This window comes from Asaia siamensis (assembly GCF_014635085.1).
GTDB lineage: Bacteria > Pseudomonadota > Alphaproteobacteria > Acetobacterales > Acetobacteraceae > Asaia > Asaia siamensis.
Map to the genome: position 1 here is coordinate 355,154 of NZ_BMCH01000001.1, position 17,395 is coordinate 372,548.

Below are 17,395 nucleotides of genomic sequence, written 5' to 3' on the forward strand. Positions count from 1 at the left end.
AAACACCATGAAGAATCTCGCAGGGCTGATGAAGCAGGCGTCCCAGATGCAGTCGCGCATGGAAGACGTTCAGAACACACTCAATGCGCTGACGGTTGAGGGCGTTTCGGGTGCGGGTCTGGTCAGTGTCACGCTGAGCGGCAAGGGCGACATGCGCGCGCTCAGGATCGACCCCAAGCTTGCTGACCCGAATGAGGTCGAGATGCTGCAGGATCTGATCATCGCCGCCTTTGCCGATGCACGCACCAAGGTCGAAGCGGCCAATGCGGAAGAAATGCGCAAGGTCACCGGCGGCATCGACCTGCCTGCCGGTCTGAAATTCCCGTTCTGATCAACCCCACAGGGAGCGCAGGGTCATGATGGGTGGTGGCGATGTTGAAAGGCTGATCCAGCTGTTGTCGCGCCTGCCTGGTCTCGGGCCGCGTTCCGCAAGGCGGGCCGCGCTGGTGCTGCTGCGCTCACCCCAGACAAGGCTGCTCCCGCTTGCTCAGGCCATGGAAGCGGCTGCGCATTCAGTGCGAAGCTGCCATATCTGTGGCACGCTCGATAGCAGTGACCCCTGCAGTATCTGCGCCGATCCGTCGCGCGATCACGGATTGATTTGTGTGGTCGAGACGGTGGGCGATCTCTGGGCGCTGGAACGCTCGCGTCTGCATCCCGGGACGTATCAGGTGCTTGGCGGCGTGCTTTCCGCGCTCTCGGGCACGGGGCCGGAAGATCTCAATACGGCCTCTCTTCTGTCGCGTGTGGCTTCCGGTGAGGTGCGCGAGGTCATTCTGGCGCTCGGGGCAACAGTGGAAGGCGCCAGTACAGCCCATTGGTTGCAGGAAAAGCTCTCTGCTCACAAGGTTGCTGTGACACGCGTTGGTCACGGTGTGCCCATCGGTGGCGCGCTGGATGTGCTCGATGACGGCACGCTTGCAGCGGCTCTTTCAGCAAGGCGGCCTGCGCAATGAAACATGTCGCACCACGCGCCGATATTGCGCCCTTGATCCCGCGGGCCGCTCTGGTGACGGGAGGCGTCAGGCGTATTGGCAGGGCACTCGTCGAGGCTCTGGCGCAGGAGGGCTTCGCCATCGCGCTTCATTGTCGCAGTCATGCCGATGAAGCGCGTGCGCTTCTGGCGACGCTCGACGTCACGGGCTGTGTGCTCGAAGCCGATCTTTCGAAAGAGGCCGACGTCGCCTCGCTGATGAGTGACGCTACAAAGGCTCTCGGGCCGATTGGTGTGCTGATCAACAATGCGTCGGTTTTCGAACGTGACGAATGGCATGATGCGACCCGTGAGTCGTGGGATCGGCACATGGAGACCAATCTGCGGGCGCCTTTTGTGCTGATGCAGGATTTCGCCCGCGCTCTGCCCGAGACGGCCCAGGGCATGGTGCTCAATCTTCTCGATCAGCGTGTCTGGAATCTGACGCCGCACTTCGTCAGCTATACGCTCTCGAAAGCAGGGCTCTGGACTCTGACCCAGAGCATGGCGCTCGCGCTTGCGCCGCGTATTCGTGTCAATGCGATCGGCCCGGGCCCCGTCCTGCCGGCTATCGGGCAGAGTGATGAGCATTTTGCCCGAATGCGTCAGAATGCGCCTCTGCAAACGGGTGCCGATCCGCAAGAAATTGTCACGGCCATGACCGCTTTACTGCGCATGCCATCAGTAACCGGGCAGATGATTGCGCTGGATGGCGGTCAGCATCTACAGTGGCGCGCTTGATATAAAAGGTGGACCCGGCGAGATGACCTCATTTCAGTGTCGTATGACCAATGGTGAGCGTGTCATCTGCACGATTTCCAAGGTTGTTACAGAGCATCAGACAGTGCTTTGTCTCGATTCTGAAAACCTGACCTTGTCGCACCGTGCGCCTCAGGACGCATCGCGTCAGACATTGGCCATGAGATGGTCCTGCGCGCCTGGTCTGCTATTGCTTGTGACCGCCAATGGCGAGTGGCCTGAGGCGGGCTCTGCATTCCAGCGCGGTGGCTGGACACCGGAATTTGCCTTGCTTTCCGCCATCAGGCAGCAGGGCGAGAAGATGGCCCTTAAAGGTTTCGGGCACCCCAATTTCCTCACGGCGGAAATCGATACCGGGCGTATTTTTACGGATCGCACGGCCGTTTCCGACTGGGAGCGCTTCACTCTCGTGCCTGTGGAACTGCCCGCAAACGCGCGATGGGATGATTTTGCGACGCAGTTTGCGGCCATCTTGCAGGGGAGGAAGAGTTCCGAGCAGCTCCTTGATGCGCTTCTCGAGTGTCCACCGTCATTTCACCCGGCTCTTCTCGATCTGCTGGGCGATCTTCTGACCGCCGAGGCGCTCCAGGCATTTGCGACGCTCTTCGTTTCTGACCTGACGCGGCAGGACAATCCGATTACGCAGAAATGCGCGCGGCTGCTTTTTTCCCTGCCGACGGCCAAATGGCTCGCAGAGGGTTTCGGCCGCCTTAACGACTTCCGACAAGGCCGTCGTCTGGCCATGCAGCGCGCCGATGCCTCCTTTGATTTCATGGGTTTCAAGGAGAATATGCGCGGCAAGAGCGTCCATTGCCGAGGAGCAGGATTACTCAGCGCTGCCAGGCGCGCGATCGCACCGACCAGAACACTGGCCCTTCTGGCGACTGCCCGTGATGAGGGGCTCTATCTTCTTGAGTGGATCGCCCATCACCGGCGTATCGGTGTTGAGCAGTTTTTCATCTATACCAATGACCTGACTGATGGCTCCGATGCCATGCTGCGCGCGCTCGCCGCTGCTGGCGAGATTATCTGGATCGACAATAGCGGGGCGGCCCCAGGGCGTATCAACATGCAGGACAAGGCTTATGACCATGCCCTGATGATTTTGCCCGAGATACTCGATTACCGCTGGTGTCTCGTGGTCGATCTCGACGAGGTCGTCCTTCCGGGCGCGGATGTCGATTACTGTCTGCCCCCTCTGCTGGCTGATCGAGAGCGTGAGGGAGCCGAGGCCATTGCAATGTCATGGCGTGTACTGACGCCAAACGGCCATTTGACATGGGCGCCGGGTCTCTCGGCAGAGCGCTTTGTCGAGACAGAGACGCACCCGCTCATCAAAACCGTTTTTCGGACAAATCTTTTTTCCGGTGCGTCAGCCCATCATCCCACGTCTCGTGAGCGTGCGCTCGTATCCTATATGACGATCGACGGCGAGCGTCAGAAGAGTTGCGATCTGACCGATCACGACATCAATTTTGCGGCGAAGCCGACAATCAATGCTTCTATCTGTCATTATCACGTGCGGTCTCTGGAAGAATATGTCTGGAAATTCGCCCGGGGCGAAAATGACAATAGCGGTGTTCTGAAAGACAAGCATTTTCGCTACAACAACCCCGGTATCTTTGACCTTTTCACGACGCGGTTCAGTCTAGATGGCCCCAAGCCTGGGCGTGTATTGGCTGATGATATTCACCGGGGCATGAGACGTCTTCTTGCCATACCGGGGGTCGCTGCGGCTCAGGCTGAAATTGAAAGTCGTTTCCTGTCCCAGTCTGTCGCCTTCGTTGAGCAGAGTGCGCAGATCATGCAGAATGATGACCGGATAGCGGCAGATGTGCGCGAGCGGTGGTGCGCGCTTGTCGATGAATGGCGAGAACTGCGTGGCCATAAGAGAGAAATGATCTGAAGGCTTGCGTCCTCCAGACCGGGTGTCACTCGGGCGGGAGAGCCACATGGTTGAACCCTGCGGCCAGATAGCTTTCTTCAACCAGAGAGAAAGGCAGTCTGTCTCCGCCCCTCAGAAGCAAAGCCCGATTGCGTAGCAGAACACCCGGAGGCAGATTGCCGGTCTCGCTGGAAAGGGTCAGGCGGGTGAAGTGCAGACTTGCGACGACATGGCCGAACGGCTCTGTCGAATTGTCGAGCGCTTTATTCATTTCTGCCGTCAGACGCTCTGGTACGTACCAGTTCCAGGCATCAGAGAGCACCAGCGCGCCGCAGCGCAGGCTGACATGCCGTGTGCGCAGTGTCTCCCCTTTTCGCAGGGCAAAACGCTCAGGTTCGGAAGGAGGGCGCGCGTCAGGGCCGGTCGGTAGTGCAACGGCCTGAAGCGCAAGGCCGGGAAAACGGCCCTGGCAATATTGTTGCAGCACCCTGGTCGCGCTTGGTTGGGCGTTCAGGGCTTGCTGTAACTGATGCGCGGTCTCTGCCAAAGAAGGGGAAGGGGCCATGCACAAAAGAAAAAAGCCGGTCAGACCGGCTTTCCTCGATAACATCAATTCTCGTTGTCGTCGTTGTCTGTGGTGACTTCGATTTCCGATCCGAGATCGTCGTCGTCGTCATCCAGATCAGACGCGTCTTCCATGACGTCATCATCATCGTCATCATCTGCATCCAGATCGACGTCGATGTCTTCTTCGTCGCTCTTGGGAGAGTCTTTAGTCTGATCGGCGGGGATATCGCCGCCGCGCTTGGGCTGGGGCAGATCGCTGGGCTGCTCTGCGCCACATTTCGGGCAAATCGCGGGAGCGCGATTCAGGTCGTAGAAACGCGCGCCACAAGAGACGCACACGCGCTTCAGACCGAGTTCTGGTTTTGCCATGATGACTACCTGTCGATCCTGAACCGGTTGAAAAAAGAAGAGCGGCTTGAGCCGCGAAGCACGGGGCCATGCCAGCTTGCGCTCGCCATGTCAAATGCAACCTCGGTTTTTCATGCTAAAACCACCCGGAAAACAGATCGCGGCAATTGACAGCCGCGGCGCTGCATCGGAATGAACGCTATCATGGAACATCATCCTTCTGCCCCCGTCATTCCTCTCTCCGTTGCACGCAATCCCGGCCCGCTTCGTGGCACGATTCGCGTTCCTGGCGACAAATCCATCAGCCACAGGGCGCTGATGCTGGCCTCTCTTGCAGAGGGGCGCACCGTCGTGACGGGGCTGCTCGAGGGGGAAGACGTCCTGCGCACCGCCGACGCAATGCGTGCGCTCGGTGCGACCATCACACGTGAAGCCGATCAGTGGGTGATCGATGGCAAGGGTGTCGGTGCCCTCCAGGAGCCAGCCGATGTGCTCGATATGGGTAATTCCGGCACTGCGGCCCGCCTGCTTTCCGGCATTCTGTCGAGCCATGCTATCACCAGCTTCATGACGGGCGATGCAAGTCTCCGCGGACGTCCCATGCGCCGCGTGACCCAGCCTCTTGCAGGTAATGGTGCCTGTTTTGCCACCCGCCTTGGCGAAAAGCTGCCCATGGCCATTATCGGCACGGGCGAGGCGACGCCGCTCTCCTATTGTCTGCCGGTCGCTTCGGCTCAGGTGAAATCCGCCATTCTGCTCGCTGGTCTGAATGCCGAGGGCAGGACACGGGTTGAAGAGCCGGTTGCGACGCGCGACCACACCGAAAACATGCTGCGTCATTTCGGTGTCGGTGTGGATGTCGGGCTGACCCCGACAGGCGGGCGCATCATCACACTCGAAGGTCGTGCGCGTCTCGTGGCCCGCGATGTGGTGGTGCCCGCCGATCCGTCATCTGCTGCATTCCCCATCGTTGCGGCAAGCCTCGTGCCGGGCTCGGAAATCCGTCTGCCGGGTGTCGGGCTCAACCCGCTGCGCACCGGTCTTTTCACGACGCTGCGTGAAATGGGAGCTGTGCTCGACATTGAAAACGAGCGCGTCGAAGGGGGAGAGCCCGTTGGCGATCTGGTGGTGCGCAGCGCCGCCCTGCGTGGTGTCGATGTGCCAGCCGATCGTGCCCCGTCGATGATCGATGAATATCCTGTTCTGGCGGTGGCCTGCGCTTTTGCCAGCGGCACGTCGCGTCTGCGCGGTCTTGAGGAGCTGCGCGTCAAGGAGAGTGATCGTCTTTCTGCGACTGTCGCGCTGCTCAAGGCCAATGGTGCCGATGTGCGCGTCGAGGGCGATGACATGATCATCGAGGGGCGTGGCAGCGCAGAAGGTCTGGGTGGCGGCCTTGTGGAAACACAGATGGATCATCGTCTGGCCATGAGTGCGATTGTCTTCGGGCTGGCTGCCGAAAAGCCGGTGCTCGTCGACGATACAGGCTTCATCAATACGAGCTTCCCTGGCTTCGTATCGCTGATGGCAGCGCTCGGGGCCGTTCTCTGATGCGCCTCATCATTGCTGTCGACGGGCCTGCCGCTGCTGGCAAAGGCACGCTTGCAAAGGCGCTTGCTGCCGCCCTTGATCTGCCTCATCTGGATACGGGGCTTCTCTATCGTGCGGTAGCGCGACAGATGATTCTCGCCGGGCTGGATCCTGCGGCAGATAGCGGCGAGCAGACAGCTCATGCGCTGCAGCCTGAAGACCTTCAGCGCAACGATCTGCGGGTTCCCGAAATCGATCGTGGCGCAAGCGCTGTCGCGACACAGCCTCCCGTCCGTGCGGCGCTGCTGAAGCGCCAGCGCGAATTCGCCATGGCAAGCGGCGCCGTGATCGACGGGCGTGATATCGGAACCGTTGTCTTTCCCGATGCCGATCTCAAGTTCTTTGTTACGGCCAGCGCCGCCGTGAGAGCGCTGCGTCGCTATCAGCAGATGCATGGCATGGCTGATCCGGTTCAGGCGGAGCTTGAGGAACTGGCGGCAGAGATCGAGGCGCGCGATCGCAAGGATGCCGAGCGCCCCGTCTCGCCGCTGCGCAAGGCCGATGATGCTGTTCTGGTCGAGACGGATCATCTCGACGCAAAGGCCGTGCTCACCCATGCGCTGTCAGTTGTCAGGTCGCGCTTTTCTGCCTGATTGATCTGCCGTCAGGAGACTCCACCTGTCTCCGGCAGATCTGCTCCTGAGAGCTCCTTGCCCTGTTTGCAGGGCTGGGGGTGATCGGGGTGTTTCCGGGGCGGGAATTGGCAAAAACGGCCAGAATCCCGAGGTTTCCATTGACAAGCACCCGGCTGCGGGTGTCTGACGTCATGCAGCGTAACGTCCCCTGCGCTTGCTCGCTCCGTAAAATTGAACGGGCGTCCTTTCTCTTTCCCGAAGGCTCATGGGTGGACCGATGTTCATGAGCACGCCGTCCGGCCAGGGTGTCGGGCGCAGACATTGGCCCGATCGTCACGATCGGCCCAGGATTACGAAAACACATGGCTTCAGCCACCAACACCGTCGAAGACTTTGCAGCTCTTCTTGACGAGACCCTCGGCCAGGACACGGGCTTTGACGGCTCCGTTGTTACCGGTCGCGTTATCCGCCTGACGGATGAGTTCGCGATTGTTGATGTCGGCCTCAAGAGCGAAGGTCGCGTTTCGCTCAAGGAATTCGGACCGCCGGGCACCGCGCCTGACGTTCGTCCGGGCGACGTGATCGAGCTTTATGTCGAGCGCTACGAAGACCGTGACGGCTCCATCGTGCTGTCGCGCGAGAAGGCCCGTCGTGAAGAGGCATGGACCTCGCTCGAGCGTGCATTCGCGAACAACCAGCGCGTCAACGGCACAATCTATGGTCGCGTCAAGGGCGGCTTCACGGTTGATCTCGGCGGCGCCATGGCGTTCCTTCCGGGCAGCCAGGTCGATATCCGCCCCGTGCGCGATGTCGCTCCGCTCATGGGTCAGCCCCAGCCTTTCCAGATCCTCAAGATGGATCGCGCCCGTGGCAACATCGTTGTCTCGCGTCGTGCCGTTCTTGAAGAGACCCGTGCAGAGCAGCGTTCCGAGCTGATCCAGGGTCTGAAGGAAGGCATGATCCTCGACGGCGTGGTCAAGAACATCACCGATTACGGTGCGTTCGTTGATCTCGGCGGCGTCGATGGCCTCCTGCATGTCACCGACATTGCCTGGAAGCGCATCAACCACCCGTCCGAAGCGCTGCAGATCGGCATGCCGGTTCGCGTTCAGGTCATCCGCTTCAACTCCGACACGCAGCGCATCTCGCTGGGCATGAAGCAGCTTGAGGCTGATCCGTGGGAGAACGTGGCGATCAAGTATCCGCCGGGTGCTCGTTACTCGGGTCGCGTCACGAACATCACCGATTACGGTGCATTCGTTGAGCTCGAGCCGGGCGTCGAAGGTCTGGTACACGTTTCCGAGATGTCCTGGACGAAGAAGAACGTCCATCCGGGCAAGCTTGTCGCGACCTCGCAGGAAGTCGACGTCATGGTTCTCGACGTGGACAGCGCCAAGCGTCGTATCTCGCTCGGCTTGAAGCAGGTTCAGCGCAACCCGTGGGAGCAGTTCGCCGAAGAGCACAAGGTCGGTTCGACCATCGAAGGCGAAATCCGCAACATCACCGAATTCGGTCTGTTCGTGGGTCTCTCTGCCGATATCGACGGCATGGTGCACATGTCCGATCTCTCCTGGGACGAAGCCGGCGAAGCAGCCATGGCCAAGTTCGAGAAGGGTCAGGTCGTTCAGGCCAAGGTGCTCGACGTTGACGCCGAAAAGGAGCGCATCTCGCTCGGCATCAAGCAGCTGCAGGAAGATCCGGCAGCCGATACCCTGTCGCGCGTCCACAAGGGCGACATCGTGACCTGCCTCGTGACGTCGGTTCAGACCAACGGCATCGAAGTGAAGGTCGACGACGTTCTGACCGGCTTCATCCGTCGTGCCGAACTGGCTCGCGACAAGGCTGAGCAGCGCCCCGAGCGCTTCGCAGTTGGCGAGAAGGTCGATGCGAAGGTTGTTTCCGTTGATCGCGCTTCGCGCAAGCTGGCTCTGACCATCCGTGGCCGTGAGGTCGAGGAAGACAAGGCAGCTATCAACGAATACGGTTCGTCCGACAGCGGTGCATCGCTTGGTGACATCCTCGGTGCGGCGATCCGTCGTCGTAATACCGAAGTGTAATCTGCAGTCATTCTGCTGAAACACTATGAAAGGGCTGCTTCGGCAGCCCTTTTATTTTTTCTTGTGAACGAGATAGTAAACGTCATCTAAAATCTTCTGCTGAAGACTTTTGCAGTTCCTGTCTTTGGGTTAGACACGATCTTATCGGCAAGAGGGAATTGCCCCACTTGTTGCGAGGATGCGGTGGCGGGGGCTTCATGGCTGTTATCTACAATACTAACTACACCCATAATCCCAACTCCTATCTGACCCTCGCGGTTGAGCGCGCAGCCCGCGCCCTTTTTGGCGCCGATCAGGTTCTGCTGGCCGATAACATGACGCTGGCGCAGGCAGCAGCTTCGGGTGAACATGACACGCTGATCTGTATTGATGGTCAGCGGATCAATACTCAGCTGATGCGGCGTATCCGCCCGGCCTTTAAGACCATGATTCTCTGGACGTTCGAAGATCCCTTCATGCGGGACTTCAATGTCGAGAATTCAAATCTCTTCGATTTCGTTTTCACGAATGACCCTTCCTGCGCGGATCACTACCGCGGCAAGGGGCATTATCTGCCGCTCGGTGCCAGCCGGACCATTCACCAGCGTGAGGTGAAAGACGGCGAAGCCCTCGATTACGATATCTTCTTCGCGGGCACGATGTGGCCAAATCGCGTCGAGACGCTGCGTCGCATCATTGCGGCTTTTCCGAAGGCCCGTCTCAAGCTCATCTGCCCCGGCAACGAATATCTTCCGCCGCTGCCTGCCGATCTGGCCGAGCTGGCAATCCAGCGTCCGGTCAGCCATGAGGCCTTTATCGATTTCGCGAATGCCAGCGCCGTGACGCTGACCATGTTCCGCGACTATGCGAGCCATGGCGATGTCAGTCAGGCGACGGCCCCGGGGCCTCGTTTCTACGAACTGGCTCTTGCCGGTGCGGCTCAGGTGGTCGAAGCCCCTGAGAGCATGGACACGAAATACTTTGCCGAGATCGAAGGCACGTTCCTTGCGCGTGATGTCGATGGCGTGGTGAGCGCCGTGGCGGCTCTGCTCAATGACCGCACCCTGCGTCGCAACATGGCGCTTTCCGGCCAGAACTCGGTTCTGGAAGGGCATCTCTACGAGCATCGCCTCCGCAGAATGGCCGAGATCACCGGCGCGAATTTCGGTCGTACCGTGCCCGGTATTGAGCTGGCGCCCCGCCGTCGTCGCCTTCGCGTGCTGATGTGCACCCACTCGACCATTCATGAAGCGGCCTGGGGTGGTGTCGAGGTCTATCAGCAGACACTCTGCTCCATGCTCGGCCGTGAGATAGAATTTTTCTACTGGTTGCGTCGTGGCACACATTGCCGTCTGACCACAGCCAACGGGCAGGAAGTCGAGCGTTACGACGTGCCTGAAGTGGGCTGGATGGATGCTATGTGTGACGGGCCGGAAGAAATGGCCTTCTCCAATGCGATCAGCCAGTACAATTTCGATATTGTCCATTTCCAGCATCTCGGCCATCACGCCCTGTCGCTGCCGATCATTGCCAAGGCCTGCGGCGCCGGTGTGGTCTTCTCGGCGCATGATTTCTGGCTGATCTCGTCCCGCTACAACCTGCTCAACCAGGATCTGCGTTATATTGAAGACGAGGTGAAATCGGTCGTTGCGAGCGATATCATCCTGAAGGTCGCAGAAAACATCGAATATGGCGGTGAGCAGACCCGTCGTGCCTTCATCGCCAAGATGCTGCACTCGGTCGATCTGATCCTGTTCGGGACCAAGCATTCGCGCAATCTGACACATGAGATCTATCCGATCCTTGACCAGAAGCGCAGCCTGACGCTTGGTATTCCGTCACCCGAAAACACGATCCCGATCGTGCCCAAGGCTTATGAACCGCTTGGCGAGCGCCCGCTCAAGGTCGCGATCGTGGGTAACTTCCTGCGCACCAAGGGGGCGGACACCATTCTGAACCTGATCGAGATCGCGCATCCCGATCACTTCGAATTCCATATCTTCGGCTATATTCACCCCGAATATGATGCTGTCATCAATGGCAAGCCGCGCCCGAATGTGAAGGTCTATGGTCGTTATACGGCTGGTGATATCGCCGCTCTTCAGGTTGCCGATGTCGCGCTCAACCTGTCTATCTGGCCCGAAACCTATTGCATCTCGCTGTCAGAAGCCTGGCAGAATGGCCTCATCCCCATCGTGACCGATGTCGGCGCTCTTGGCGACCGAGTGGAAGATGGCGTCAATGGCTTCAAGGTGCCGATCGGTCGCGCCAATATGGTGCTTGAACGCCTCGAATTGCTGCGCTCGTCAGAAGTCATTCGTCGTTCGATCATGGGCAATATTTCCCCTGCACTCTGGACGCAGGCCGAGACCTACGCGAATGACATGAGGGAGGTCTATCGTGAGGCTGCCCCGGTTCGTGAGCTCGGCACGGCCGAAATGCAGATCGATGCCGGGCAGGTCCATCTGCTTCCGCATGCGTCGTGGCGCCATCAGGCCCCGCCGCGCCACATCTTTGATCCGCCGACCATTCGCGACCTCTCTGTCGAGATGCCTGAGCCTGTTTCCGACTGGTTCTCGATCCAAGGTGCCGAATATTACATCGACGATGTCTGCCACTTCGTTCTTGCCGAAAACGAGCCGGAGGATTTTGCTGGCGCCTACGAGTTCCATATTCGTGGCTGGCACGTTCTGCCCGGTGTCAGTTCTGCAGGGTCGATGTATGCCGTGCTGATCGGCGACGATACGTCACCTCTCGTATTCCTGCCCTGCATTCGCGAAGCGCGTGGCGACGTTGTGTCCATTTACCCCAATGCCCCCCGTCGTTCCGGTTTTGCCGGTCAGGCAGCGCTGCGTGGCAAGTGGTGTGAGGGCACGTTCCGCGTTGGCCTGATCAACGTCGTCAATGGCGCAGGTGCGTTCATGGTCACCTCGGTCGAGATCACGGTCAAGGATGGCAAGATCAACGAGATTCAGGTCGAGCGTCCCTCTAATGACCAGATCATGCGCGATTTCGATCGTATCTCGCATGCTGACGGTCATCTGCGTGGCATCAAGCTGAGTCGCCTGCATCGTCATGCGCAGTATCATCGCGCTGAAAACGACTTCCAGCATTATATCGATTCTCTGAGCGGGCTGATCGGCGATCCGGCGCCGCTTCTGACCGATGACGGCAATCTGTTCATCCGTGGCTGGGGCTTCCTGCGTCAGCTCGAGCGTGCTGGGACGATGTCGGTGGCGCTCGTCGGGGGCACGACCAATGAGGCATTCTTCTTCGCTCTCAACCGTTTCCTGCGTCACGATGTGAAGACCATTTTCCCGGATGCGCCGCTCTGCGTCGGGTTCGAGGGATGGCTGTCGATCGCCTCTGGCTATGCGAGCGATATGGATGGCGCCTACAGGCTGTGCCTCGTCAATACGGTGGGTGAGCAGATAGGGGTCAAGCCGCTCGATGTGGTGGTAACCGTCTCGAACGGTATCATCGCCTCAGTCACGCAGGCAGAAGTAACCGAGGCTATCGTGGATCATGTCAATCGGGCGATCGAAGCAAGTCTTGCTCCGGCGTTGGCTGGCTGAGTCGCGCACGAGACGCCTCCATGACCAGCGAGCGCAAGCCCCGATGGCAGATCGTCGATGAGGAATGGTACCTCGCGCAATACCCGCAAGCGGCTGATGAAATCACCGCCAGCGAGTGTCGTGATGCGGCCGACCATTATGAGGCCATAGGCAAGTCGTTTGGATTTTCACCCAACAGGTATTTCGACGAGACCTGGTACCGACAGGCCTACCCGGAGCTCTACGCCGAAATCTGCCGTGGCGAGCTGAGCTCGGGTTTCGATCATTATTGCGCGAAGGGCTACGCCACCCACGCCCCTCACTGGCTCTTTTCCGAAAGCTACTACCGCGCTCGTCAGGGGGCGCTTGTGTCTGACGTTATTGCAGATGGTTTATATCTTAACGGGTATGATCATTTTCTCGAAACGGGCGATGCACAAGGGCTGGCCGGGCACTGGTTTCTCGACCCCTCCTGTTTTGCGACACTTGCAGAGCAGTCCCAACTTGAGACGAGTGCGGGAAAAGGCGCGTTTCATGCCGTCACCGAACGCGTACCGTCTCTCGCCGATCAGGGCCGTCTTTCCTGGTATTTCGATCCGATCTGGTATCGCGAGACCTATCCTGATGTGATGCGCGAGATCGAGGCGGGGCGTTACCACTCTGTTTTGCATCACTATCTGACCAATCAGACGCCACGTCATTTCAATCCTCAGCAGTTTTTCGACGAGGGTTACTATGCGCGCGTTCATGGTGACGTGCTGCCCAGCATCGAAAGCGGCAGTTTCCGGAACGCGTATGATCATTTCGTACGCTTCGGGGCAGAAGAGGGACGCAGCCCGGCGGAAGGCGTCGCCTTGAAGCCCTTTGGAGCGCGTCCGGAAATCGGTGCCCTCATCAAGGCAGGGCTTTATGACAGTCTTTACGCCTGCTGGATTGCGCTGCGGACGCGCTACGGCGAGAGCGTCGATCTGCCTCCGGCGGATGAAAACCAGACACGGCGCTATTTTCAGGCGGAGGCATCGCTACAGCAGAAGATCATCGGTCGAAAAGGCCCTGATTTCAGCTACGAGGGCGTGCCTGAGCTTTCGGTCATCATGGTTCTCCATGACAAATATGCCTTGTCGATCCAGGCCCTGGCTTCGCTTCGTGCCAATTACCCCGGTGCAATCCAGCTAATCCTCGTTGATTCGGCCTCGAGCGATGAGACCTCCCGGATCGAGCATGTCGTGCGTGGCGCGCAGGTACTGCGCTTTCGCTATAATATCGGCTATCTCGATGGGTGTAACGAAGCGCTCAGCCATGTGCGTGCGCCCGCTCTGCTTTATCTGAACAACGATTTGCGTCTTTATCCGAATGCCCTGCGCAATGCGCTGGCGCGTCTCTATCAGTCGGAAGATATCGCAGCCGTCGGTGCCAAGCTGATCCGCAGTAATATGTGGCTACAGGAAGCCGGGTCGATCATCTGGCGCGATGGCGCGACCTACGGATATCGCCGTCAGGACAACCCGAATATTCCCGAAGCCAGCTTCGCGCGTGATGTCGATTACTGCTCGGCCGCATTTCTGCTTGTGCGCAGCGCCATGGCGCGTGCGCTCGGCGGTTTCGACCCGTTGTATCGTCCGGCTTATTTCGAAGATACGGATTTCTGCCTACGCATGATCCGTGCAGGTAAGCGCATCGTCTATGACCCGACCGTGATGGTCGAACATCTCGAGTTTGGTAGTTCCGGCACTGTGGGTTCGCAGGCGCAGATTGCCATCAATCATCGCGTTTTCGGTCGGCAGCATCAGGAATATCTGCGCAAGCAGTTTCCGGCGCATGTTCGTAATGCGGTTCTGGCACGGTCGCAGCGCAGCGCACGCCGTAAGGTATTGTTTATCGAAGATCGTATTCCCCTGCGTTCGCTCGGTTCGGGCTATGTCCGCTCGAATGATCTCGTCTGGGCAATGAGTCAGCTGGGCTTGCAGGTAACGGTTTTCCCGGTTCTGCCGCGCGCAGCCAGCCATGCGGATCTTGCTGCAGATTTCCCCGACGATGTGGAGTTGATGGCCGGGAGCGACCTTTCGGGCCTCGATCCGTTCATTGAGGAGCGCGCCGGATATTACGATCTCATCTGGATTGGACGGACGCATAATCTGACCCGGCTGCTGCCGGTGCTGACCGAGCAGAGCCGGCACCTGCCGGTGGGCAGCGTCATTCTCGATACGGAGGTCATCGCCGCACCGAGAACCATAGAGAAGGCCCGGTTTCATCCTCCGGCCGAAAAGCTCGCGCCCGTGGAAGAGATGGTCGCGACCGAGCTGGAGTCGGCACATTACTGCCAGCAGATCGTTGTCGTCTCGAAGCATGACGCAGCCCTTGTTCGGGATGCTGGCTATGAGAATGTATCCATTCTCGGGCATTGCCTGCCACTGCGTGCCGGAGAAGCGTCGTTTGCCGAGCGGCGTGATTTCCTGTTTGTGGGCGCGTTGCATGACGAGGACGCCCCTAATTTCGACAGTCTCTTCTGGCTCATCCATGACGTATTGCCTGAGCTTGATGAACACCTGCCTGAAGACGTGAAACTGACCGTCGCAGGCTTCGCCCATCCGTCGGTGGATGTGTCGGCCCTTCGTGCCTCGAAACGCGTGAACTGGCTCGGTCCGGTTGATGACCTCACGGCGCTTTATGCGACACACCGCCTGTTCGTAGCCCCGACGCGTTACGCCGGTGGGCTGCCATACAAGGTGCATGAGGCGGCTTCGTATGGCTTGCCTGTGATTGCTACCCGTTTGCTCGCCCGTCAGATGGGCTGGGTAGATGGGCATGACCTGGTCAGCGCCTCAGCTGAAGATCCCATCGCTTTTGCGCTGGCGATGGCAGAGACTTACGAAAACGAAGAAAAATGGACCATGATCCGCTCGGGAGGCCTGCGCGCTGTCGAGCGTGATTGTGATCCCGCACGGTTCAAGGCAACGCTGGGCGAAATCATTGATAAGAGCGTGGCCCATCCCGGCGGCCATATCTGATATCAAGGTCGGCAGGCCTCTGGGTCGGTCGATTGGAACGTGAAACGGATTGAAAGATCATGTCAGCAGCAAAGAAGAATGCAAAATCCCGAGCCGCTGGCACCACGCAGCGCGTGCTCGTCTGTAGCGGCGGTCGCTACGAGTCACAGGCCAATGCCCAGATCCGTGAGTCGATCATGGATGGCTGGGCAGAATGCTTTGGCGAAGAAAATGTCATTGCCGTGCATATCAGCGGCGCGGCGGCATCGATCGAGCGTCTGAAGCCGACCATCGTTTTCGCAATCGGATCGTATCTGCCCGAAAGCACCTATTTCGGTGAGGTCTGCCGCGAAGCCAAGAAGATCGGTGCCATTACCGTCTTCTGGGCGACAGAAGATCCTTATGAGCAGGATGCGAATTACCGCATCACCGATGATTTCGATGTGATCTTCTCCTGCGACCGCTGGGGTCACAATTTCTATCAGCGCGACCGGGTCTTTCATCTGCCTCTCGCGGCAAGCCGCAAGCTGCACTATGCGCCGCTGGAGGCCGAGGTGGAGAAATCCATCGACGTGCTTTTCTGTGGTGTGGCGTTCACGAGCCGCAAGGATATCGTGCGCAACCTGATGCCGACTCTGCGTAATCTTAACGTCAAGATCATCGGTCCGGGCTGGGGCGAATTCGGCATCGGCTTTTCGGATGCCCGCATCGAAAAGGCACAGCTCATCGAATTGTATCGCCGTTCGAAGCTGGTGCTGAATCTGGGACGCTCGCTGCATTTCGAAAACAAGCGTTTCATGATCGCCCCTTCGACGCCTGGTCCGCGTACATTCGAGGCCGCAGCGGCCGGAGCGTTTCAGGTCTTCCATGAAGACACCTACGAACTGCGTAGCTATTTCACGGCGGAGGAAATCCCGACCTTCTCCAACAAGATCGATTTCGATCGCATCGTCGCGCGCTATATCGATGATACGGCGCTTTGCATCGAAATGGCCCGTCGCGCACAGGCACGCACCATGAACGAGCATACCTACGGGCATCGTATCCGTGCCGCTATCGAGGTGCTCAAGAGTGAAGGTTTCCTCGAGGGCTGAACCTCGAGGCCGTTTCGTTTCTGTCGGCAAAGATTTCCTGCCGACAGGAATGAAGCGATGATTTCAAATAATTCACATCCGACATTCGTAACTGCGCAGTAACGTTGACCTTTGTGTCCGAGGAGGGGCGACATGACGCGACTGGTGAGCCGTTTGTTTGTCGGCGTGGCGGCCGTTGTGACTCTGTGTTTCGGTGCGCCTCAAACCCTGGCGCAGGAAAACTACACGGTTCATGGCCTGAGCCGTGATGCGCTTGAGCACCATATCGATGCTGAACTGGGTGAACGTCAGTTCGACACCATGCCGCGCTGGCACGGAGGTGTCTGCGTGGATATTCACGGCATTCAGGATCAGTTCGCCTCGACGGTTTTTGACCATTTGCAGTCGGTTGGCAAAAGCTTGGGGTTGCAGGTCAGCAGGAACTGCAAAGACCCTCGGCTATTCGTTTTCTTCACCGATCAGTCCGACGCGCTCGCAGCAAAGATCGAGCAGCTCAACCCGACTCTTTTTGTCGGTCTCGACACCTCAAATGTCTTCCATGAAAACAAGGTCAGGGCGACGCCAGACGAACTCCGCGAATTTCTCAGACCACGAGCTGTACGCTGGCTGACCTCCTCGGCCATGCGTATTGCTGATGATGCGCCGCCGCTCGTCATGCCCGGTTCCGTAGGAAATATCTACGCCACGCAGGGTTACGCCTCTTTTCTCTCCAATGAACAGACACGACGGGATATCCAGATCGTTCTGATTATTGTCGATATCAACCGGCTGAATAACGAGCCCTGGGGCATGCTGAATGAATTGCTGTCTGTCGTCGCTTTTGCCGGGCCCCATCTGTGGACAGGTTATGATGGATCGAGTCTGCTGCGTTTTACCGAACTGCCTGTTCTGCAAGGCCCGACCGGGCCCATGACACCCTATGACAAATCCCTGCTGAGGGCTCTCTACGCCTTGCCCGAGGGGTACAGCCGATCGGACGCCGTCGACTGGATGGCCGATAATTTTCCAGCTGCGAGCCGCTCGCGCTGAG

Annotated in this window: 13 protein-coding genes; 11 read left to right on the forward strand and 2 right to left on the reverse strand. The window is 58.8% G+C overall.

All coding sequences use genetic code 11. From position 1 onward, the window contains the following. The first annotated feature begins 7 nt into the window (after positions 1-7). Genes IEV53_RS01440 through IEV53_RS01455 form a run of 4 tightly spaced genes read left to right on the forward strand, consistent with a single transcriptional unit; the run spans position 8 to position 3,638 of the window. Positions 8-331, forward strand: coding sequence for a YbaB/EbfC family nucleoid-associated protein (locus IEV53_RS01440; RefSeq protein ID WP_188424879.1), 324 nt, complete (start codon positions 8-10; stop codon positions 329-331). Between the two features lie 25 nt (positions 332-356). Continuing rightward, complete coding sequence (gene recR / locus IEV53_RS01445; protein WP_229719471.1) at positions 357-956, forward strand: recombination mediator RecR; 600 nt, start codon at positions 357-359, stop codon at positions 954-956. Further along, entirely contained in the window at positions 953-1,714 is a 762-nt protein-coding gene (locus IEV53_RS01450; protein ID WP_188424881.1) for an SDR family oxidoreductase, read from the forward strand. Before recR ends, IEV53_RS01450 begins: the two co-directional genes overlap by 4 nt. Before the next feature lie 22 nt (positions 1,715-1,736). Beyond that, positions 1,737-3,638, forward strand: coding sequence for a glycosyltransferase family 2 protein (locus IEV53_RS01455; RefSeq protein WP_188424883.1), 1,902 nt, complete (start codon positions 1,737-1,739; stop codon positions 3,636-3,638). Positions 3,639-3,663: 25 nt separating this feature from the next. Here IEV53_RS01455 and IEV53_RS01460 read toward each other — a convergent pair whose 3' ends face one another. Both IEV53_RS01460 and IEV53_RS01465 read right to left on the reverse strand, forming a co-directional pair. Continuing rightward, the gene (locus tag IEV53_RS01460; RefSeq protein ID WP_188424885.1) at positions 3,664-4,182 is read right to left on the reverse strand and encodes a hypothetical protein; all 519 of its coding nucleotides are present in this window, start codon (positions 4,180-4,182) and stop codon (positions 3,664-3,666) included. Positions 4,183-4,226: 44 nt separating this feature from the next. Further along, complete coding sequence (locus IEV53_RS01465; RefSeq protein WP_188424887.1) at positions 4,227-4,553, reverse strand: FYDLN acid domain-containing protein; 327 nt, start codon at positions 4,551-4,553, stop codon at positions 4,227-4,229. Between the two features lie 183 nt (positions 4,554-4,736). Between IEV53_RS01465 and aroA the strand changes: the two genes are divergently transcribed. The 7 genes from aroA (at position 4,737) to IEV53_RS01500 (ending at position 17,394) form a co-directional block, all read left to right on the forward strand. Further along, positions 4,737-6,080, forward strand: a complete 1,344-nt coding sequence (gene aroA / locus IEV53_RS01470; protein WP_229719472.1) for a 3-phosphoshikimate 1-carboxyvinyltransferase — start codon at positions 4,737-4,739, stop codon at positions 6,078-6,080. Then, entirely contained in the window at positions 6,080-6,712 is a 633-nt protein-coding gene (cmk, locus tag IEV53_RS01475) for a (d)CMP kinase (protein WP_188424891.1), read from the forward strand. The genes aroA and cmk overlap by 1 nt, the downstream gene beginning before the upstream one ends. Positions 6,713-7,056: 344 nt before the next feature. Further along, complete coding sequence (gene rpsA / locus IEV53_RS01480; protein WP_188424894.1) at positions 7,057-8,751, forward strand: 30S ribosomal protein S1; 1,695 nt, start codon at positions 7,057-7,059, stop codon at positions 8,749-8,751. Between the two features lie 197 nt (positions 8,752-8,948). Next, positions 8,949-12,305, forward strand: coding sequence for a glycosyltransferase family protein (locus IEV53_RS01485; protein WP_188424896.1), 3,357 nt, complete (start codon positions 8,949-8,951; stop codon positions 12,303-12,305). Between the two features lie 20 nt (positions 12,306-12,325). Next, positions 12,326-15,292 (forward strand): glycosyltransferase, encoded by a 2,967-nt coding sequence (locus IEV53_RS01490; RefSeq protein WP_188424898.1) that lies wholly within the window; start codon positions 12,326-12,328, stop codon positions 15,290-15,292. A 59-nt stretch (positions 15,293-15,351) separates the two neighbouring features. Next, positions 15,352-16,365, forward strand: coding sequence for a CgeB family protein (locus IEV53_RS01495; RefSeq protein WP_188424900.1), 1,014 nt, complete (start codon positions 15,352-15,354; stop codon positions 16,363-16,365). Positions 16,366-16,497: 132 nt separating this feature from the next. Further along, a complete protein-coding gene (locus IEV53_RS01500; protein ID WP_188424901.1) occupies positions 16,498-17,394 on the forward strand; it encodes a hypothetical protein in 897 nt (298 codons plus the stop codon). Position 17,395 lies beyond the last annotated feature (1 nt).